Annotated in this window: 14 protein-coding genes and 2 pseudogenes; 10 read left to right on the forward strand and 6 right to left on the reverse strand. The window is 66.3% G+C overall.

Annotated features, from left to right (window positions below; translation table 11 throughout):
- Window positions 1-9: 9 nt before the first annotated feature.
- The 3 genes from FZ025_RS10385 to FZ025_RS10395 all read left to right on the forward strand — a co-directional run bounded on the left by FZ025_RS10385 (window position 10) and on the right by FZ025_RS10395 (window position 3,050).
- Window positions 10-912 (forward strand): RHS repeat-associated core domain-containing protein, encoded by a 903-nt coding sequence (locus FZ025_RS10385; RefSeq protein WP_104559051.1) that lies wholly within the window; start codon window positions 10-12, stop codon window positions 910-912.
- A gap of 98 nt (window positions 913-1,010) precedes the next feature.
- Window positions 1,011-1,505 (forward strand): hypothetical protein, encoded by a 495-nt coding sequence (locus FZ025_RS10390; RefSeq protein ID WP_146093654.1) that lies wholly within the window; start codon window positions 1,011-1,013, stop codon window positions 1,503-1,505.
- Window positions 1,506-2,033: 528 nt separating this feature from the next.
- Window positions 2,034-3,050 (forward strand): IS30 family transposase, encoded by a 1,017-nt coding sequence (locus tag FZ025_RS10395; protein WP_158185509.1) that lies wholly within the window; start codon window positions 2,034-2,036, stop codon window positions 3,048-3,050.
- 444 nt (window positions 3,051-3,494) lie between these two features.
- Here FZ025_RS10395 and FZ025_RS10400 read toward each other — a convergent pair whose 3' ends face one another.
- Both FZ025_RS10400 and FZ025_RS10405 read right to left on the reverse strand, forming a co-directional pair.
- Window positions 3,495-4,067 (reverse strand): DUF6037 family protein, encoded by a 573-nt coding sequence (locus FZ025_RS10400; RefSeq protein WP_053057427.1) that lies wholly within the window; start codon window positions 4,065-4,067, stop codon window positions 3,495-3,497.
- A 20-nt stretch (window positions 4,068-4,087) separates the two neighbouring features.
- On the reverse strand, window positions 4,088-4,450 hold the full coding sequence (locus FZ025_RS10405; protein ID WP_208803732.1) for a helix-turn-helix domain-containing protein: 363 nt from the start codon (window positions 4,448-4,450) through the stop codon (window positions 4,088-4,090).
- Window positions 4,451-4,605: 155 nt separating this feature from the next.
- Here FZ025_RS10405 and FZ025_RS22005 point away from each other — a divergent pair, with 155 nt between their 5' ends.
- From FZ025_RS22005 to FZ025_RS10425, 4 genes are all read left to right on the forward strand, one after another.
- Window positions 4,606-5,895: a P-loop NTPase family protein gene (locus tag FZ025_RS22005; protein ID WP_208803759.1), complete on the forward strand. Its 1,290-nt coding sequence runs from the start codon at window positions 4,606-4,608 to the stop codon at window positions 5,893-5,895.
- 596 nt (window positions 5,896-6,491) lie between these two features.
- Window positions 6,492-7,424 carry a site-specific tyrosine recombinase XerC gene (xerC, locus tag FZ025_RS10415; RefSeq protein ID WP_146093660.1) on the forward strand — a complete coding sequence of 311 codons (933 nt, stop codon included), beginning with the start codon at window positions 6,492-6,494 and terminating at the stop codon, window positions 7,422-7,424.
- 31 nt (window positions 7,425-7,455) lie between these two features.
- Window positions 7,456-7,638 (forward strand): hypothetical protein, encoded by a 183-nt coding sequence (locus FZ025_RS10420; protein ID WP_046979982.1) that lies wholly within the window; start codon window positions 7,456-7,458, stop codon window positions 7,636-7,638.
- Window positions 7,635-7,934, forward strand: coding sequence for a type II toxin-antitoxin system RelE/ParE family toxin (locus tag FZ025_RS10425; protein ID WP_046979980.1), 300 nt, complete (start codon window positions 7,635-7,637; stop codon window positions 7,932-7,934). Before FZ025_RS10420 ends, FZ025_RS10425 begins: the two co-directional genes overlap by 4 nt.
- A 406-nt stretch (window positions 7,935-8,340) precedes the next feature.
- Here FZ025_RS10425 and FZ025_RS10430 read toward each other — a convergent pair whose 3' ends face one another.
- Window positions 8,341-9,303: an IS1595 family transposase gene (locus tag FZ025_RS10430; protein WP_158185522.1), complete on the reverse strand. Its 963-nt coding sequence runs from the start codon at window positions 9,301-9,303 to the stop codon at window positions 8,341-8,343.
- Window positions 9,304-9,766: 463 nt separating this feature from the next.
- Here FZ025_RS10430 and FZ025_RS10435 point away from each other — a divergent pair, with 463 nt between their 5' ends.
- Entirely contained in the window at window positions 9,767-11,908 is a 2,142-nt protein-coding gene (locus FZ025_RS10435) for a S46 family peptidase (RefSeq protein ID WP_104558481.1), read from the forward strand.
- Between the two features lie 182 nt (window positions 11,909-12,090).
- Here FZ025_RS10435 and FZ025_RS10440 read toward each other — a convergent pair whose 3' ends face one another.
- Entirely contained in the window at window positions 12,091-12,657 is a 567-nt protein-coding gene (locus FZ025_RS10440) for a gluconokinase (protein WP_244292509.1), read from the reverse strand.
- Window positions 12,658-12,805: 148 nt separating this feature from the next.
- On the opposite strand from FZ025_RS10440, the pseudogene FZ025_RS10445 reads away from it, so the two are divergent.
- Together FZ025_RS10445 and FZ025_RS10450 are read left to right on the forward strand one after the other, a co-directional pair.
- Window positions 12,806-13,549 (forward strand): annotated as a pseudogene (locus FZ025_RS10445) (MFS transporter); the annotation flags it as partial.
- Window positions 13,498-14,166, forward strand: a pseudogene (locus FZ025_RS10450) (GH36-type glycosyl hydrolase domain-containing protein); the annotation flags it as partial. The pseudogenes FZ025_RS10445 and FZ025_RS10450, both read left to right, overlap by 52 nt.
- 184 nt (window positions 14,167-14,350) lie before the next feature.
- Here the strand turns inward: FZ025_RS10450 and FZ025_RS10455 are convergent.
- Both FZ025_RS10455 and FZ025_RS10460 read right to left on the reverse strand, forming a co-directional pair.
- Complete coding sequence (locus FZ025_RS10455; protein WP_046979995.1) at window positions 14,351-16,777, reverse strand: AAA family ATPase; 2,427 nt, start codon at window positions 16,775-16,777, stop codon at window positions 14,351-14,353.
- Window positions 16,778-16,866: 89 nt separating this feature from the next.
- Window positions 16,867-18,777: a tetratricopeptide repeat-containing diguanylate cyclase gene (locus FZ025_RS10460; protein ID WP_053057286.1), complete on the reverse strand. Its 1,911-nt coding sequence runs from the start codon at window positions 18,775-18,777 to the stop codon at window positions 16,867-16,869.
- Between the last annotated feature and the right edge of the window lie 86 nt (window positions 18,778-18,863).

The raw sequence follows: 18,863 nt of genomic DNA on the forward strand, positions 1-18,863 counted from the left end.
GGACGAGTCATGTTGAGAATTCGGGTGGTTAAGGCAGCGCTGCGCGTCACCGCCGCAGCGGCCATTTCATTGCTCGTCGTGTTCAGCGCCTCGGCGCAGACGGTTCGGTATGTCCATACGGATGGGCTGGGTTCTGTGGTACTGGTGACGGACAAGGACCGGAATATTATCGAGCGCAGCGAGTACGAGCCGTATGGGAGTTTGCTTAATCGCCCGTTGACGGATGGGCCTGGTTATACGGGGCACGTCATGGATGCGACGACTGGGCTTACATATATGCAGCAGCGCTACTATGACCAAAGTATAGGGCGGTTTCTTAGCAGTGATCCAATAAGTGCAATCAGTGCCGATGCGAGCTTTAATAGGTATCGATATGCCAATAACAATCCATATAAATTTACAGATCCCGATGGAAGAAATGCGGTAGTGCTAGAGGCTGTAATACCTTTAGCTATATTTGCTACTGTATATTATGTTGGCACAACGCCTGAGCAGCGAGAACAAGTCGCAGCTAAGCTAGACAGGGTCACAAAAGAGGTTGTAAAGGAAATTTTTCACAAAAGCGAATCTGTTGCTGATAACGGTGGAAATAGCGGCAACGCACCGTCTCCAGACCTTCCGACAGGCCTAGTTGGTGAAAGTCCTAGAGCAACTGGAAAAAATGGAGGCGAGGCAGTTGGAACATCGCTACCAGGTGAGAAATTTGCCGGAGTCGTTGAGGAGTTGACTGGCGGAACTCTAGGTGCACCGAACGATAAGGGCCGAAGCACGGCTCCGAATGGAGTTGCGGTTCGCACAGGAGGCAAGAGTGGGCCAAGAATTGATATTCCAGCAAACGGCACCAAGCCGCCGGAAATAATTCATTTCCCAGAAAACACCCCTGTTCCTGACAATCTTAAGCCAAAACCATGATGCATTGGAAATCTTTCATTCCGGATCGTCAAGACTTGGAGAGAATTTCAAATATCTCCCCAAGGGGGTTGTTCGTTAGTCGAATAAACGACCCTGTTATGGAATCTATCTATCTTCTGGATCGTGAGGATAACTGTATTTCATTATCGTGGAATTATTTTGACGTAGATTTTAAGTTTGAAATCTATGGCATATCCATTGATAGTCGGAAAGATTATTGTCCAAGAGATCTTGCTTGCATTGAAGATATTAATAAATTGTCTTCAATTAGTTTTCTGCTGAGATCAGAGTGGGTGCGTCCGACTAAGCCGGGTGAAGTGCCAGATCATTTTGAGCAGGTAAAGGAGGAAAGCGGGACTACGGAATCTGTTCCGGCTTCTGCAATCTCTGTAGGGACTTGCTTATATGGAATAGTCTTCAATGACGCAAGCTCAAATCCATTTCTAATAATAGCGGTAGATGATGATAAAAGGTATAGCCTTAAGCATGTTGCTGTTCCGGAAGAAATAGCAGATCTAATTAGTGGTTGTGATCTTTGTACGCTCTCGCAACTAATAGACTGGGAGCCACCAGAGGAAACAGGGAAAGCTTGAAGCATTTTGAGGGCAACGGGGTCAGGTTCACTTATTCAGGCATCAAAGGGGCCCGGCATCAAAGGGGCCAGAGGAAATATCCACTTCAACCGCATATTTCCTCCGGCCCCTTTTTTTGCTCACGAAGTTGGGCATGGACTCGGTGCTGGCGATCAATACAAAGGCGGCATCGATGTCAGTGGAAAGAGCTTGCCTGCAGATGTTCCAGGTGCAGCTAACGTCATGAAAGACTTGTCTGGCTCTGGCGCGAACTCGCAGACCCTTGGTGAAATTATCAAGGCACCAACCAACGTCAAAACTTGTGCGAAGGGTGTTTCGGCGGCCTCAGGAGGTTGTTGATGAGACTTCTACTTTTACTTTTTGTCGGAAGTGGCCTGCTCTCCCTGAGTGGTTGCACATCAGCGGCCTCCGTCCAAGCTCCGGCTGCGCCTCCACGAAAATGCGAGATCAAACAAGCTGCCTGGTGCATACAGGAAGGGGCAGACTCAACTTCCAAGTGCAACACCTCACAGAGCGTAGGGTGTTGCGATGGGAAGACAGTACAGTCATCTGAGTAGTGAGGAACGCGCGGTGCTTCAGGTCGAACGCGATCGGGGAACGAGTCTTCGTGGGATCGGTCGCCGCCTGGGGCGTAGCGCATCGACGCTGAGCCGCGAGATCCGGCGTCTGGACAGCGGCGTGTACTCGGCGCATGCGGCAGCCCTGGTGTATCGATCGCGGCGATCGCGCAGCGTACGAGCACGCAGGCTGATCGCGGGCGCGGTGCTGTTCGAGTTCGTCCACGACCGTCTTGTGTTCGATCGCTGGTCGCCGCAGCAGATCGCGGCCACACTGCGGGACATGCATCCAGACGACGCCAGCCAGCGGGTCAGTCACGAGACGATCTACGCGGCCATCTACGCGCATCCGCGCGGCGGCCTGAAGCAGGCCCTGGTCGATGCATTGCGCCAGAGCAAGCCCACGCGAGGCCGCAGGCGCACCACAGCAGCGGCGCGCACCTGGGTACCGGAGGAGCTGCGCATCGTGCATCGGCCCGAAGCGGTGGAACAGCGCCTGCTGCCGGGGCATTGGGAGGGCGACCTGATCAAGGGCGCGTTCAACCGGTCCTGCGTGGGCACGCTGGTCGAGCGCAAGACACGCTTCGTGGTGCTGTGCAGGATGGATGGCTGCACCGCGGACGCCGCGCTGGAAGGCTTCACTCGCCAGATGAAGAAGCTGCCGGCCTTCCTGCGCGAGAGCCTGACCTACGACCGCGGAACGGAACTGACCTGTTACGAGGAGCTGATGCGACGGTTGAACATCGACGTGTGGTTCGCCGATCCGTATGCGCCGTGGCAGCGGGGCAGCAACGAGAACACCAATGGCCTGCTGCGCCAGTTCCTGCCCAAGGGCGTGGACTTGTCGCAAGCGAGCCAGGAGTACCTCAATCACGTCGCCAAGCTGATGAATGGGCGTCCTCGCCAGACATTAGGCTGGGCCACGCCGGCAGCGGCCATGGAGAAGGAAATCCTCGCCTTCAAATCACGTGTTGCACTTGATTCTTGAGACCGCCAGGGGCGACTGAAATTGTCGATCGCTTGGCCGAAGACTCTGTCCATGACCGTGTTTGGACTCTTAGCGATTCGTCCCGCCCCGAATCGAAACTCATCGTGTTGGAATCGAATGGATGCAGAGCGGGCCGCTCAGACACGCTCGAGCTGTTGAGTTACGAGAGCGGCTTCACTTGGGAAGGTCGTTCGTGGGGGCGCATGAGAGCGAGACTTAAAAAGGATGGGACGTGCGATCTCGAAGTGCTGATGCCGCCCTACGATGGCGACCCAATGGAATGGGCGTTCTCCACTGGCTTGATACTGGTGAGGTCATGTCCAGACGAGGCCTGTACAGGCCCGAACCTAGCGGAGTTGAAGCCCAAGTTCGAAGCACAGTTCCGCAGGAAACCATAGAGCTTCACCAAGAGCACAAGCCCACCCTCTGGCGGGCTTGTCACTTCTAGCGCTTGGTTGGCGGTGCGAAAAACGCCTTCTCTCTGGCGGCGATATGCGTCCAGCATGAGCTCTGGTTCGTGCGCTCGCACAGTTTGCGGAACGCCGGCCCGAAGCAGCGTTCGGTCTTGACCAGGTTCTCGTCGCTGACCTTCTCGCCGCGCAGGTCGTTGTCGCGCCAGCCGATGAAATAAGGCCGATCGCCGTGTTCGACGTGATGGCGATAGGTCTGGATGATCTTTGCCGGCGTCGGTTGCCGGTAGTGGCCGGGAATGGCGCGATCAATCTCGCGCAGGAACTGCGCGGGGTTGAAAGGCTGAAATGCGCCTGCACCGTTGTTGAACAGCCTCGCCAGCGGCTTGTAGTCATCGCCGAAATCCGGCTCGATGTAATAGCCCCGCTGCACCGGCAACAGCAGCGCCACGTCGGGATGGCCAATGGCCGCCAGCACGAACTCGTAGGGCGTCACGTCCACCAGGAACAGGCAATCGAAATCGATGCCGTTGTGCGTGAGCTGGAAATGCGCCTTGTAGTCGCCGGCAGGACGCATGACCTGATGCAGCCGACGCAATCCCTGCATCTGCACGCGGGCGGATGGCGTTATCCGCGAGCGGCCTGCGCGAGCAGCGAATCGAGCACTTCGCTGACCATTTTTTGCTTGGCACGCGGCAGGCGGCTGACCAGTTCCAGTTGCTGCTGAATCCTCGGAGCCGGCCCGCGCTTGCCGGTGGCTGCTGGCTGCCCGATCAGGGCTTCGACCGACGTGCCCAGCAATGCCGCCAGACGCGGCAGATGCGAAATCGGCACGCGGCGGTTGCCGCTCTCGTAGGCGGTGATGGTCTGCTGGGAGACGCCGAGTTGTTCGGCCAGTTGTACCTGGGTGATGCGTTGCGCCTTGCGCAGCGTGTGGATGCGCGTGCCGAGTTCGATGAAGAAAGCGCGTTCGTCGTCGCTGATGGCCAAGGTTGCCGGGGTGATCGGGTGGAGATGGGTCATACCGTATCCAGTGGTTCGCTATTGGAGTTAAAAATACTACTAAAACGGATATTCTTGTGTCGAATTGTTCTGCTTGACGGGTTTTTGGCCAGGAGCCCGAAATGCCGCGACCGTCCCCGACCGTGAACCCGCCCGCCCCGGCGCTGTCGCCATCGTTGTCGCCGGCCCTCCCTGCCAGCGGTTCTCTGAAAGTGGCCGGCGAGGACGACGTGCGCTTCCAGCGCGGCCCGCGCAGCTACCGGGTGCGCGGGCTGGCGCGTTGCCTGTCGGCGGAATCCTTGAAGGTGACGCTGCGGCTGTCGGCCGGCGACCACCTGCACCTGGACACGCTCGACCTGTACCAAGCGCGGGCGCGGGCCACGTTCGTCAAAGCCGCCGCGCTGGAACTGGGCGTGAGCGAGAACGTCATTACGGGGGACCTGTCGGCGCTGGTGATCGCGTTGGAGCCGTTGCAGGAACAGGCGATCCGCGGCGCGTTGCAGCCGGACACGTCGAAGGACGGCCCGACGCTGACCGACGCCGAGGAAGCGGCCGGGCTGACGCTGCTGCGCGATCCGTACCTGGCCGAACGCATCGTGGCGGACGTGGAAGCCATCGGCGTGGTCGGCGAAGGGGTCAATGCATTGGTGGGCTATCTGGCGATGGTGTCGCGGCTGCTGGACAAGCCCTTGGCCATCCTGATCCAGTCCACCAGCGCGGCGGGCAAATCGACGTTGATGGATGCGCTGTTGTCGCTGATGCCCGAATCCCAGCGCGTGCATTACTCGGCGATGACCGGGCAAAGCCTGTTCTACCTGGGCGAAGGGGATCTGCGGCACAAGATCCTGGCCATCGCCGAGGAAGAAGGCGTGCGCCAGGCGGCGTATGCGTTGAAGCTGCTGCAATCGCAGGGGGAACTGTCCATCGCCTCGACCGGGAAAGACCCCGCGACCGGCGACGGCGGAGTACCGCGTGGAAGGCCCGGTGATGTTGTGCCTGACCACGACGGCCATCGACATCGACGAAGAACTGTTGAACCGTTGTCTTGTGCTGACGATCAACGAAACCGCCGAGCAGACGGCCGCCATCCAGCAGCGGCAGCGGCAGGCGCGCACACTCGCCGGCTTGCAGGCGAAGGTGCGCAGCGAACACGTGTTGCAGGCGCACCGCGCCGCACAGACGCTGCTGCGGCCGCTGGCGGTGGTGAACCCGTTCGCCGAACAACTGACGTTCGCCAGCGACCGGGTGCGGCTGCGCCGCGACCACGTGAAGTACCTGGTGCTGATCGACGCGATCGCGCTGCTGCGCCAGCACCAGCGCACCGTGCGCACGGTCGAGGTCGACGGCGCGGCGGTGGAATACATCGAAGTGACGCAGGGCGATATCGCGCTGGCCAACCGCCTGGCGCATGCCGTTCTCGGTCGCAGCCTTGATGAACTGCCACCGCAGACCCGGCGGGTGCTGGTGGCGCTGGATGCGTGGGTCACGCAGCAGGTGGCCGGCACCGACACGCCCCGGGCGGACGTGCGCTTTACCCGGCGCACGGTGCGCGGGGTGCTGGGGCTGTCGGACACGCAGTTGCGCGTGCACCTGGATCGGCTGGTGCAGCTCGATTACGTGGCCGTGCATGGCGGCAAGCTGGGCCAGCGCTTCGCCTACGGCTTGTTGTTCGACGGCGACGCCGGGGCGGACGGCCCGCAGGCGATGGGGCTGGCGGACGTGGCGACCTCGCGGGGTGACCCCCCCCACCTCGCGGGGGAAATCTTCCACCTCGCGGGGTCAGGCCCCCGACCTCGCGGGGCGGTTGCGGCCCGGTCGCGGCGGGGTTGCGGCCCCCTCGCGGCCCGCCGAAAGCACCGAAATCCCCTCAAAAACAGCGGTCGCCGCCGCTTCGTTGCCGTTGCCGCCGGCAAAACCACGTCGCGGGCGGGTCAACGGCCACGCGGCGGCGGTGCGCTGACATGGCCGGCACCCGCACCGAACGGCTGGCGCTGCTGCTGGCTCCCAGCGACCCGGACGGGCTGGCGGCGTGGATACGCCGCTACGTGGCGCAACTGGAAGCCAGCACCGCAGCGTCAACGACGTGCGCACGCGCCGCCGCCGCTTGGCGCACTTCCATCACTGGGCGCACGAACGCGGCATCGAACGGCCTACGGAGGTGACCCATGCGCACGTGGAGCGGTTCCAGCGCCACCTGTTCCGTTACCGCAAGGTCAACGGCCAGCCCATCGCGATCAACGGCCAGCGGGTGGCGCTGTTCACCCTGGAAATGTTCTTCCGTTGGCTGGTGCGGCAGAAGGTGATCGCATCGAACCCGGCATCCGACCTGGACCTGCCACGGCGCACCGACGACCTGCGCGAACCGCTGACCCTCGACGAAATGGAAACCGTCCTCGCATTGCCCGACCTTGCCACGCCGGAAGGCGTGCGCGACCGCGCCTGCCTGGAACTGTTCTACGCCACCGGCATCCGCCGCACCGAACTGACCAACCTGGCGACGACCGATGTGGACCACAGCCGCGGCACGCTGCCCGTGCGGCTGGGCAAGGGCAAGAAGGATCGGTTCGTGCCGGTGGGCGAACGGGCGCTGGCGTGGATCGACAAGTACGAGCGCGAAGCCCGTCCCGTGCTGTTGCATGACCCCCGGGAGCGGCGGCTGTTCCTGAACCAGTACGGGCAGCCGCTGTCGCCCGATGGGCTGTCGTGGCGGGTGCGCGATTACTTCACCCGGGCCGGCATCGAGAAGCGCGGGGCCTGCCACCTGTTCCGGCACACGATGGCCACGGCCATGCTCGACAACGGCGCGGACATCCGCCACGTGCAGGAAATCCTTGGCCACGGCCAGATCACCAGCACCCAGCGCTATACGCACGTGTCGATCGCCCGGTTGCAGGCGGTGCACGCGGCCACGCACCCGGCGGCGAAGCTGCCCCGTTCATCCACCCCCGACCTGGAGGACTAGAATGCAGCCGTATCCCCATGAGGTTCCCGCCATGACCACGCTGAGCCAGCAGGTGCACCAGATCGCCGAGCAGTTGCCGCCGGAGGCGACGTGGGATGACGTGCGTTATCAGGTCGAGCTCCACGCCTCGATCGAGCGGGGTCTGGCCGACGTGAAGGCCGGGCGCGTGGTGCCGGTGGAGGAGTTGCTGGCCGAGTTCGGCGTGCTGGAGTGAGGGTCGTCTGGTCGGCGGAAGCGACCCGCAGCCTGCGCCAGATCGTCGCCTACATTGCCCAGGACTCGCCGATGGCCGCCCGTAAGGTGGCGGCGTGGTTGCTGCTGCGATCGCGGCAGTTGGGCGAGCCGCCGTTGCTGGGGCGGCGGTTGCCGGAGTATCCGGGCGAGGACCTGCGGGAGTTGCTGGAACGCCCGTGGCGGATCATCTACCGGGTCACGCCGGAGGTCATCGAGATCGTGACGGTGCGGCACTACCGGCAGTTGCTGCCGGACAACCCCGACCAGTTGGTCTGATCACCGAAATCCTGTTGCCCTGAACCCCTATCCCGATCTTCGGGAGGAATAGCCGTGCCCGAAGGGAAAACAGCTAGTGCAGGACAGGGTTGCTGGTAGCGCGATTTAACGATGGCGCGGCTTAACGGCTGCGCCGTTCAAGCCGACGCCGAATCGCCCCATCAAACAGGGTCGTGATCGGACAGGAAGAACGCGTCGGTCAGCGCCCTGCTGCGCAGCGCGCTGGGCGTCATCTGTCCGGGGGTAAGTCGGCCTGGCGGCCGCCTTAACATAACGCTGCGTTACGCAAACCGCCGGGCTGTCACGGCGCTTGCGATGCTGCAATGGGCCGTGGCGTGTCCGCAGGCAAGCGCCGCGCCAGCCCGGCGCTTCGCGTAACAAGCGTTCACCTGATTAGCCCTGACCCTCAGCCATGAAAATTGCTCGCTGCACGCAGAACCGGCTCTGCACAAGGCTTGCAGCGCATCATGGCGGTGGCAAGTCGCGGCAGCATCTGGCGCAAGCGGAATCGGCGATTGAAGCGGTAGGCGGCTTCGGCCAGATAGCGCCTTGCGTAGTTGCCTTGCGCGATGGCGTGATACACGCCGCTGATGGCGCGTTTGAGGTTGCCCAGCACCACGTTGACCCAGCGCGCGCCAGGCGTTTCGGTAGCCGCACGCCCTCCGCCGGTGTCCAGCGTCGTGTGCGCGTGCCCGGCCTCTTCCAGGCGGCGAAAGCAGGCCAGCCCATCGGTGTAGACCTCGCACTCCGGCGCCAGGCGACGCGCGGTCCAGTCGCACAGCGATGCGTTATCGAAACTGCGCACCGGCTCGATGACCGCAACGCTCGGCGCAGCGAAGGTCGCATCGGTCTGTACGGCTATCAGGAACGGCTGTTTGTTCTCCGATCCGCGTCCGGCCTTGCCACCGTTGCGCTCGCCGCCCAGGTACGCATCGTCGATCTGCACGAACCCGCTGAGTGTGCGCGGGGCTTCGCGCTCGGCCATGGCCTGCATGATCTTGTGCTTCATCCGCCAGGCGGTCTTGTAGTTGACGCCAAAATGGCGCATCAACTCCAACGCCGCCAAATTGGTCTTTGTCGCTGTCAACAGATGCAAGGCCAGCATCCATGTGCGCAGCGGCGGCTTGGTCCCTTCGAACATCGTACCGGCCATCAACGTGGTCTGATGGCGGCAGGCGCGGCACTGGTAGTAGATCGCCACGCTGCGCTTGAAACGCGACCGGGCCCTTCCTGCACAGGACGGGCAACGGAAACCCTGCGGCCACCGCCACTTGTACAAGGCGCGATAGCACTTGGCCTGGGTGCCGTAGCATGCGATGAACTCGGACATCGACAATCCAGGCTGGAACTGCACGGCGTTGATGCTCATCGCGCCACCTCGTCGGCTTCAGGTGGCGCCAGCCTCCACCCAGCACGGCGCAGATCCTGCGACTATCGGCTGAGGGTCAGGGCTAATCAGGACTGCTGAAGAGCGTTTGCAATAGTGCTACTGCGTGACCGAAAGAATGCGCGCCCAAGGCTAGCCTTCCGCTGTTCCCACTCAGGCACTAAACGACTTCCCCTAGAGCAGGATTAACCCAGTAGACAATAGCCCGCCAGATCATTTTCCGAGATGGTCTGACGAGTGCCGAGGATATTTTCCTAACCCGTCCGATCTTTTGCAAGACTGCCGGGTGTCGTAGTTGGATGCGCAGAGAGAAAGCCCGTATTCAAGGATGTGCGATGGTCGACGCACCGTTGGATGGCTCCATTGAGAAGAATTGGTTCGCTGTTGTCGCCAAAGCGACAGCAGGATAAGGTCACGAGCTAACTTTGTAGTTGTGGACTGCCGCATGCCTACACCCAGCAATCTCGCCGCCTCGCTCACCCTAAGCCTCGCCCTCACCGCCACCGCCGACGAAGGCATGTGGATGCCGTCGCAGTTGCCGGAGCTGGCCAAGCCGCTGCGCGAGGCGGGCTTCCGTGGAGATCCACGCGATCTGGCGACGGTGACGCAGCCGCCGTTGAGTGCGGTGGTCAAGGTCGGGGGCGGGACCGGGGCGTTCGTGTCGGGGGAGGGCCTGTTACTGACCAATCACCATGTGGCCTATGGGGTGATCCAGTACAACACCTCGGCCAAGGAGAATCTGATCGAACACGGCTTCATCGCCAAGGACCGTGGCGACGAGCGTGCGGCCAATCCGGATTTCCGGGTGCTGGTGACGGTGGGCTTCGACAAGGTCACCGACGCCGTGCTTGGGCCGGCCAAGGGCAAGACCGGGCGCGCCTATTTCGATGCGGTGGATGCGGCGAGCAAGCGCATCGTGGCCGATTGCGAGCGCGAGGGCGGGGTGCGCTGCAGCGTCGCCAACATGTATTACGGCACCGATTTCTACCGGATCCGGCAGCTGGAGCTGCGCGACGTGCGCCTGGTGTATGCGCCGCCGCGGGCGATCGGCAACTACGGCGACGAGATCGACAATTTCATGTGGCCGCGGCACAGCGGCGATTTCACCCTGCTGCGCGCCTACGTCGGCAAGGACGGCAAGCCGGCCGACTACAGCGCCGACAATGTGCCGTACCAGCCGCCGGCGCATCTGCAGATCGCCACGCAGGGGCCGAAGGCCGGGGACTACGCGATGCTGGCCGGGTATCCGGGCATCACCTACCGGCATCGCACGGCGGCGGAGTTCGACGAGCAGGTGAACTGGACGCTGCCGCAGCGGGTGGCGGTGTTCGACCAGATGATCGCGGTCATCGAGGCGGCGGGCAAGGCGGATGCGGAGGCGCGCACGCGCTATGCGGCGCAGCTGCAGTCGTTGAAGAACAATCGCAAGCGCGCGGCCGGCGAGCTGGAAGGCATGCAGCGCAGCGATGCGGTGCGGCTGCGCGGCGAGGACGAGCGCGGCATGCTCGCCGCCACGCATGGCGACGATGCGCGCGACATCGCGGTCTTGCAGGCGCTGCTGGCCGATGCCTCGGCGCTGCGCGAGCGCGATCTGCTGCTGGCCTTGATCGGGACCCAGACCCAGTTGCTGCGTTCGGCGTTGACGCTGGAGCGGTTGCGGTTGGAGTCGGGCAAACCCGACGATCAGCGCGAAACCAGCTACCAGCGGCGCGACTATGCGTTGATCGAGGGCACGCTGAAGCAGGTGCAGCGGCGCTACGCGCCTACGGTGGAGAAGGCGCTGTTGAGCGCGCTGCTGACCCGCTATCAGCAGCTGCCCGATGCGCAGCGCGTGGCGGAATTCGATGCGGCGTTCGGGCGCACGCCGGCGCAATTGCAGCAGGCGCTGGACAAACGCTATGCCGGGACCAGGCTGGGCGAGGAGGCCGAACGCCTGTCGCGCTTCGCTGCCGCGCGCGCGGGCAAGCCGGTGGCCGCCGATCCATTGATGACGCTGGCCGCGGCGTTGATACCGGCGCAACTGCGGCTGGAAGACGAGCGCAAGGCGCGCGAGGGCGAGCAGTTGCGCCTGCGTCCGGCCTATATGCGTGCGCTGGTCGCCTGGCGCAAGCGGCAGGGACGGGCGGTGTATCCGGATGCCAACAGCACGCTGCGGATCAGCTATGGCCGGGTCGAGCCGCTGGCGCCGCGCGATGCGGTGAGCTTCGCGCCGCTGACCACGGTCGCCGGCATTGTCGAGAAGAACACCGGGCAGGCGCCGTTCGATGTGCCCAGGCCGTTGCTCGAGGCGATCGCCAAGGGCGATTTCGGCAGCACCGCCGATGCGCAGCTGCAGACGCAGCCGGTGAATTTCCTGACCAACCTGGATACGACCGGCGGCAATTCCGGCTCGCCGGTGCTCAACGCACGCGGCGAGCTGATCGGGCTGAACTTCGACAGCAACTGGGAGGCGGTCGGCGCCAGCTGGTGGTACGACCCGCGCTACAAGCGCGCGATCCATGTGGACATGCGCTACCTGCGCTGGCTGCTGGCCAAGGTGTATCCGGCGCCGCAGTTGCTGCAGGAGTTGCGGTTGCCGCCGGAGTGAGCGGTGCTGGCTCCTGCGTGCGGCGGTTGCACGGTGTCCTGCCGTTGGCTCGGCAACGTGGCATATACAGTCCCTCCCACAGTGCACGCAGCGAGTTGGCCGCAAGTCTGTTGTGGGAGCGGCTTTGGCCGCGACGAACGAAGCGGCTCGATAGCATCGCTAAAATGAGGCGAAAAAACACGCTAGGCAGCGCCGGCACTTCCGTCGCCAGGCGCGGCATCCAGCTGCGCGATGGCATCCGCCACCACCGCGTCGAACGGCGCGTCCACGTCCACCGAGATCACGTCCGGTTCGTCCAACGGCAGTTCCAGGGTGTCGATCTGGCTCTGCAACAGGCCGGGCGGCATGAAGTGGCCGCTGCGCCGTGCCAGGCGCGCGGCGACCACGTGCGCGGCGGCGTGCAGGAACACGAAGCGCATCGGCACGCCGCTGTCGCGCAGCTGCTGCCGATGCGCGTGGCGCAGCCCGGAAAAGGCCAGCACCACGCTGCGGCCGGCATCGATCGACTGGCGCAGGCGCAACGCCAGCGCCGCCACCCAGGGCACGCGCTGCGCATCGGTGAGCGGCACGCCGCGCGCCATCTGCGCCTTGGCCGCGGCGCTGTGGACAGCGTCCGCGTCCAGGAACGCATGGCCGTAGTGCGCGGCCAGCGCCTGCGCGACGCTGCTCTTGCCGCTGCCGGAAATGCCTATCACGACGATGGCGTCGCTGCGCTGCGGCGCGGGAATTGGCGATGCTGCGTCGATCACGTGCGGTTATACCTGGCAGGGGGTTTGGCACGCTGCGCGCGCCGGCGTTGGCGATGCGCGCAGCGTGGCGTAGCGTCGGCACGCCACGACCAGCGCAACGCGCCCGGCGCGGTTTCATCATCGCATGCCCACCCGCACAGGATTGCCGATGCCGACACCGCCGCAACGCGCCGCTGCCCCGCTGCGCTGGACCGCGCAGGTCGGCTACGGCGTCGGCGACATGGGCTTCAATTTCTACTGGGCCAACATCTCCGCGTTCCTGCTGATCTTCCACACCGACACCATGGGCCTGCCGGCCGCCGCGGTGGGCACGATGATCCTGCCGACCAAGGTGGTCGATGCGGTCACCGATCCGCTGATGGGCGCGATCGCCGATCGCACGCGCACGCGCTGGGGCAAGTTCCGGCCGTATCTGTTGTTCGCGGCGCTGCCGATGGCCGCCAGTGGCGTGCTGGCCTACACCTCGCCGGATCTGGGCCAGGGCGGGCGGCTGGCCTGGGCCTACGTCACCTTCGCGCTGATGATGCTGATGTACACGGCGATCAGCATTCCGTACTCGGCGCTGTCCGGGGTGATCACCGCCGACCGCCGGCAGCGCACCACGCTGATCGGCTTCCGCTTCATCGCTGCCTTCGCCGACACCACGCTGGTCAACGACGCCACGCTGAACCTGGTGCGCTGGTTCGGCAACGGCGACGAGGCGCAGGGCTGGCAACGCACCATGCTGGTCTATGGCATCGCCGCGGCGGCGCTGTTCGCGATCGTGTTCGCGACCACGCGCGAGCGCGTGCAGCCCTTGCCGCAGCCGCGCGCGCCGGTGCTGCAGGACATCGCCGACCTGCTGCGCAATCCGCCGTGGCGGGTGCTGTTCGTGCTGGCGCTGATCATCATGCGGTGGGCGCGGCGGTCACGCCGTACGGGCCAACCACGCTGGCGCCGCCGTATACCGCGATGCGCGAGGATGTGGGCCGGCTTACGCAGAAGCATCCGGGTTCGGCGGAGAACGGTTCGGTCTACAACCACGCCGCTGCGTTCCACCTGCATGCGCTGTATGCGATCGGCGACGCCGACCGCGCCTGGCGCGTGCTGCGCGCGATGATCCCGGGGCCGGAGCTGGCCGACTACCTGCAGCGCGGGCAGCTGCCGGTGTTCGTGCCGAACTATTACCGCGGCGCCTGGCGCGAGCTGCCGCGCACCGCCGGCCGTTCCAGCCAGCTGTTCAATACCGGCACTGCGGCGTGGCTGTACCGCTGCCTGATCGAGGGTTTGTTCGGCCTGAAAGGCGAGGGCGAGGCGCTATGCGTGCGCCCGCAGCTGCCGTCGCACTGGATGCGGGCGCAGGTGCAGCGCCGTTCTCGCGGTGCGGTGTTCGAGGTGCGCATGCAGCGCGCTGCGGGGTGCGTTGCGCAGCGGGTCAGCGTGGATGGGCGGGTGCTGCAGGTGCCGCGGATCGAGGGCATCGAGCCGGGCCGTCGCTATCGTGTCGAGGTGATGTTGCCGGAGGAGTGATGGGCGCCGTGTCTTTCTGTTGCTGCTCGCGACCATGCGCAATCCGGTGCCGGCGACATTGCCGCTTCGTTCGTCGCAACTGAAGTCGCACAGTGGCTTGCGGATAGCCGAGCGGGTGCCCTGTGGGAGGGGCTTCAGCTCCGACGCCTCGCCGCTAACGCCCGGGCGGGGGTTGAAACCCCTCCTACAGGGGCAGCGCGCTGGCGGTTTTGACCAGGTCGTCCCACTGCAGTTTGGTGTTCGCCGCATCGTCGCTTTCCAGCAGCGCGCGGCGGGCGGCGCGGCGCATGCCGCGGCTGACCCAGGTCTGCAGGTCGCGGCCGGAGCGGCCTGCGCTGCGTTCGGCCAGCCACGCGGCCGCTTCCGCCGCGTCGAAGGCCAGCGGCTTGCCATGCAACAGGCGCGCGATGATCGCGCGGCGCGCGGCGGCGTCGGGCAGGCCGATCTCGATCTGCCGGTCCAGCCGCGACAACAGCGCCGGATCGATCCGCTCGGCATGGTTGCTGGCCGCCAGCAGGAACACCTGCCCGGCCTGGCTGGCGACGCCGTCCAGTTCCTGCAGCAGCTGGCCGACGATTTCGCGGGTCAGCGCGTCGTCGCCATCGGCGCCGCGCGCCGGCGCGACGATGTCGATCTCGTCGACGAACACGATGCACGGCGCCTGCGCGCGGGCGCGCTCGAACGCGGCCCGCACGCGCTGGCCCGACTGGCCCAGGTAGGCGGCCTTGAGGTCGGCGCCGGTCAGGGCGATGAAGGCCAGCCCCGACTGGCTGGCCAGGATCCGCGCGAGCTGGGTCTTGCCGGTGCCGGGCGGGCCGTACATCAGGATGCCGCGCGGCACCGGCACGCCCAGCGCGGCCAGCGTCTCGGCATTGCGCAGTTCCTTGCCCAGGCCGATGAATTCCTCGATCACCGGCGCCGGCAGCACGATGTCGTTCCAGTCCAGCGGCGCCACCCGGGTCGAGCCCTTGCCGCGCAGCAAGCGCAATTGCGCCAGCAGCGCGTCGTCGTCGAGGTCGCCGTCCAGGCACTCGGCGGCGACCCGCGCCACCAGGGTGTGCAGGTCGCGGCCGGACAGGCCGCTGCTGTCGGCGACCACGCGCGGGTCCAGCGCCAGCGCGAAGCCGGCGCGTTGCAGTGCGCCGCCGAGAATGCGCGCGCGCGCGGCCGCGTCGGGCAGGCCGATGCCGATGCTGGCGGTGACGCGCGACAGCACCGCATCGTCGAGCAGTTCGGGACGGTTGGTGGCGCCGATCACCAGCACCTGGCCGTGCGCCTCGTGGAAACCGTCCCATTCGGCGAGGAAGGTCTGCACCAGCTCGGCGCCGAAGCTGTCGCTGTCCACGCCGCCGCGGCGCGCGAACACGCTCTCGCATTCGTCGATGAACAGGATCGCCGGCGCCTTGGCGCGGCAGCGCTGCCAGATCGCCTGCACCTTGGGGCCGGTGTGGCCGACGTGCGCGGCCTTCAGGTCGGCCACGCCCAGCGCCTCGAAATGGCAGCCGGCGTGGCGCGCCAGTTTGCGCGCGATCAGGGTCTTGCCGGTGCCCGGCGGGCCGTGCAGCAGCATGCCCTTCGGCGCCGGCGTGCGCCCGGACACGAACAGGTCCACCAGCTTCAGGATCTGGTCCAGGGTGCTGTCGGGCAGCGCCACGTCGGCCCAGTGGCGGTGGATGGCGTCGATGCTCTGCAGCCGCCGCTGCAGCATGCGCTGCTGGCTGCGTGCCTCCATCCAGGCGTCCACGTGCCGGTGCAGTTCGGCGATCGGCTGCGACGCGGCCGCCGCGCTCGTCGCCACCCCCAGCGCCAGGGCGTGCAGCTGCGCCTGCGCGTCGGCGTCCAGCGCGGCGGCGATCGGGATCAGCGCCGCGGCGTGGGTCGCGTCGGGCAGTACCAGCAGCGCCTGCATCTGTGGTTCCGGTTCGGCGCCGTCGTGCAGCGCCAGCATGCGCGCGCCGGCCAGGTCGCCGTGCGCCGCGTCGATCTGCCAGCGGCTTTGCAGTTCGCGCAGCGGCCAGGGCGCGCGGGTGACGCGGTACGGAGAGGCGCTGCCGCGGCGGTCGTCGCGGGCGAACTGCATCAACGCCAGCGGCCGCTGCGCGAACCCGGTCAGCAACGCGCGTTCGTCGTGGCTGACATGCCGGGCCAGCAGTTGCGCACCGCCGATCGCCAGCAGCGCATAGACCAGCAGCGACGGTAGCGCGCGCTGCAGCAGCACCAAGGTGTCGCGCTGCAGGCCCAGATGGCGCCACCAGTCCAGATCGCCACGCGCATCGCCCAGCCAGTGCGCGCTCATCCACGGTAGCGCCAGCAGCAGGAGCGCGAGCAGCGCCAGCCGCCAGCGCCAGTCCGGCAGTAGCGGACGCAGCAGCAGCGCCGGCCACCATGCGCGGCGGCGTTCGCGGCGCAGCACCGCGCTCGCGGCCTGTGCGGCCTGCGCGACGAAGTCGCTACGGATCGCGGCCACGGCCTGTTCCACCGCCGGCAGGTGCCGCTCCACTTCTGCTTCGGCGGCGGCTTGCCGCGCCTGCGCCTGCTGCAGCTGCGCCTGCAGCCGCAGCCGTTGCTGCTGCAGATAGCTCGCCCGCGACTCGGCCGGGACGGAAGACATCAGTGGGGGCGGGCGTTCACTGCGCGAATCTTAGCGTGCCGCCTGCCGTGCGGCGTGCGCAGGCGGCACGCTGCGTTCGAACCGGGCATTCACGCGGGTCGCGCGCCGGCCGGCGCGCGACCCGCGTGCGTCCATAGCAGCGGATCGCTGCCGTCGAGCAGCACCCAGCCTTGTGCGCGCGCCTGCAGCGGGTCCTGCACCACCTGCTGCGCCGCGATCGCCGCAGCGCCCGCCACGCCCCACAGCCCGGCCCAGGCATTGCCGCCGGCGTGCCCGGCCGTGTGGACCGCGCGCTCGGCCAGCGCCATGCTGTCCTGCAGGCGCGCAGCGGAGCGAGCGAACAACGGGAACGGCACCACGCCGACCGAGACCGTCAGCGCCAGCGTTTCGCCCTGCCAGGCATCCACGCGCAGGCGCTCGACCGCGCCGCGCAGGTGCGCGGCCAGCGCGAACGCGGCGGCCGCGGAGGTGTCCGCGCGCACCACCAGGAATTCCTCGCTGCCCCAGCGTGCGACCAGATCGTCGGCGTCGCAGCCCTCGCGCAGGCAGCTGGCCAGCGCCAGCAGCGCGCGGTCGCCGGCGGCATGGCCGTAGCGCGCGTTCAAGGCCTTGAACCCGTCCACGTCGACCAGCACGAGCGCGCAGCGGCTGTCGGCCTCGCCCGCGGTGTCTGCCGCCGCGGCGAACAGCGCCTGCATGCGGCGCTCGGCTTCCGGCCGGGTCAGCAGCCCGGTCAGCGGATCGCGCTGGCCGAGATCGAGCGCGCGGCGCTGGCGGCGTCGGTGCAGCACCACCAGCATCGCGCCGAGCGTCAGCGCCAGGGCGAGGCCGATCGCGATCGTGCCGGCGTTGTCGGCGCGGGCCATGCTCGCGTCGATGGCCGCCGGCGGGAGTGTCCGCGCCGCGTCCGCCTGCAGCTTGGCCAGCGCGGCGATGGTCTCGCCGCGCGCCTTGGCGCGGTCCATCGCGTGCGCCTGCCGGGTGTCGCGTGCGGCCGCGACGTTGTCGCCCAGTGCGCTGTGGATTTCGCCGAGCAGATCCAGTCCGTCGCGGATTTCCAGCATGAAGTTGCCGCGCGTGGCCAGCGCCTGCGCCTGCTCGGCGTAGGCCAGCGCATCGGCGCTGCGCTTCTGGTCCAGCCGCAGCCGCGCCAGGCGTTGCAGGCTGACCACGGCGCCCTGCGGATCGCCATGCGTCTGCTGCCATTGCAGCGCCTGCCGGAACAGCGGCTCGGCGCGTTCGAGGTGGCCGCTGGCGCGCTGGATGTCGCCGCGATGGCTGACGATGCGGTTCAGCAGCACCTCGCTGCCGCCGAGCGTGGTGGCCGTGCGCGCGGCATGCTCGAGCGCGCGATCGGCTTCCTCGTAGCGCTTGAGCACCAGCAGCGCGTACCCGTAGTTGTAGTACAGCGTGATGTCCCCGGGCGAGGCCGGCCGTTGCAGCCGCTCCGCCAGTGCGATCGCCTGGCGGAAGTAGGTCAGTGCGCCCTCGTGGTCGTCCAGTGCGCCGCGCATCAGGCCGATGGCCATCAGCGCGCTGATCTGCGCGCCGATGTCGCCGCTGGCCAGCGCGTCGGCCTGCACCTGCTCCAGCAGTTTCACCGCGCGCGGCACCTGGTTCATTTGCTGCAGCAGTTGCGCCGCCTGCAGCCGTTCGCCGGCGCGCAGCGCCGGCGGCAGCGTCGGTTCGTGCAGCAGCGTCAACAGGCGCTCGACGCTCGCCGAGGCGCGCGCGCCGTCGCCGAGCACGTGCTGGGCGGTGGCCAGGCAGCCGGTGGCCATCACCTGCACCGGCAACGGCAGGTCCGACCTGGTCAGCAAGTCGCTGGCGATCCCCAGCGAGGCCCGCGGTTGCTGCGCCAGTTCCGTGCGACAGCGCCGGATCGGCGCCTCGTAGGGGTCGCCACCAATGGTCTGCGCCGGCGCGGGGCCCAGCGACAGGCCCGTGATCGCCACCAGCAGGGTCCGGCCCAGAAAAACCAAGGAGCGATGCGACGTCATCGAGGGTATCCAGCGGTCGAGCCACGGAATCGGCCCGCTGCGGCACGCGCTGCGCCATGCAATCCAGCGCCGCGCCCGCATCCAGC

Origin of the sequence: Xanthomonas hyacinthi, assembly GCF_009769165.1 — a bacterium.
Taxonomy (GTDB): domain Bacteria; phylum Pseudomonadota; class Gammaproteobacteria; order Xanthomonadales; family Xanthomonadaceae; genus Xanthomonas_A; species Xanthomonas_A hyacinthi.

Coding starts and splice junctions, on each gene's coding strand:
- FZ025_RS10385 (WP_104559051.1), top strand. CDS start 10: ATGTTGAGAATTCGGGTGGTTAAGGCAGCGCTGCGCGTCACCGCCGCA.
- FZ025_RS10390 (WP_146093654.1), top strand. CDS start 1,011: ATGGAATCTATCTATCTTCTGGATCGTGAGGATAACTGTATTTCATTA.
- FZ025_RS10395 (WP_158185509.1), top strand. CDS start 2,034: ATGGGAAGACAGTACAGTCATCTGAGTAGTGAGGAACGCGCGGTGCTT.
- FZ025_RS10400 (WP_053057427.1), bottom strand. CDS start 4,067: ATGCAGGGATTGCGTCGGCTGCATCAGGTCATGCGTCCTGCCGGCGAC.
- FZ025_RS10420 (WP_046979982.1), top strand. CDS start 7,456: ATGACCACGCTGAGCCAGCAGGTGCACCAGATCGCCGAGCAGTTGCCG.
- FZ025_RS10430 (WP_158185522.1), bottom strand. CDS start 9,303: ATGAGCATCAACGCCGTGCAGTTCCAGCCTGGATTGTCGATGTCCGAG.
- FZ025_RS10435 (WP_104558481.1), top strand. CDS start 9,767: ATGCCTACACCCAGCAATCTCGCCGCCTCGCTCACCCTAAGCCTCGCC.
- FZ025_RS10455 (WP_046979995.1), bottom strand. CDS start 16,777: ATGTCTTCCGTCCCGGCCGAGTCGCGGGCGAGCTATCTGCAGCAGCAA.
- FZ025_RS10460 (WP_053057286.1), bottom strand. CDS start 18,777: ATGACGTCGCATCGCTCCTTGGTTTTTCTGGGCCGGACCCTGCTGGTG.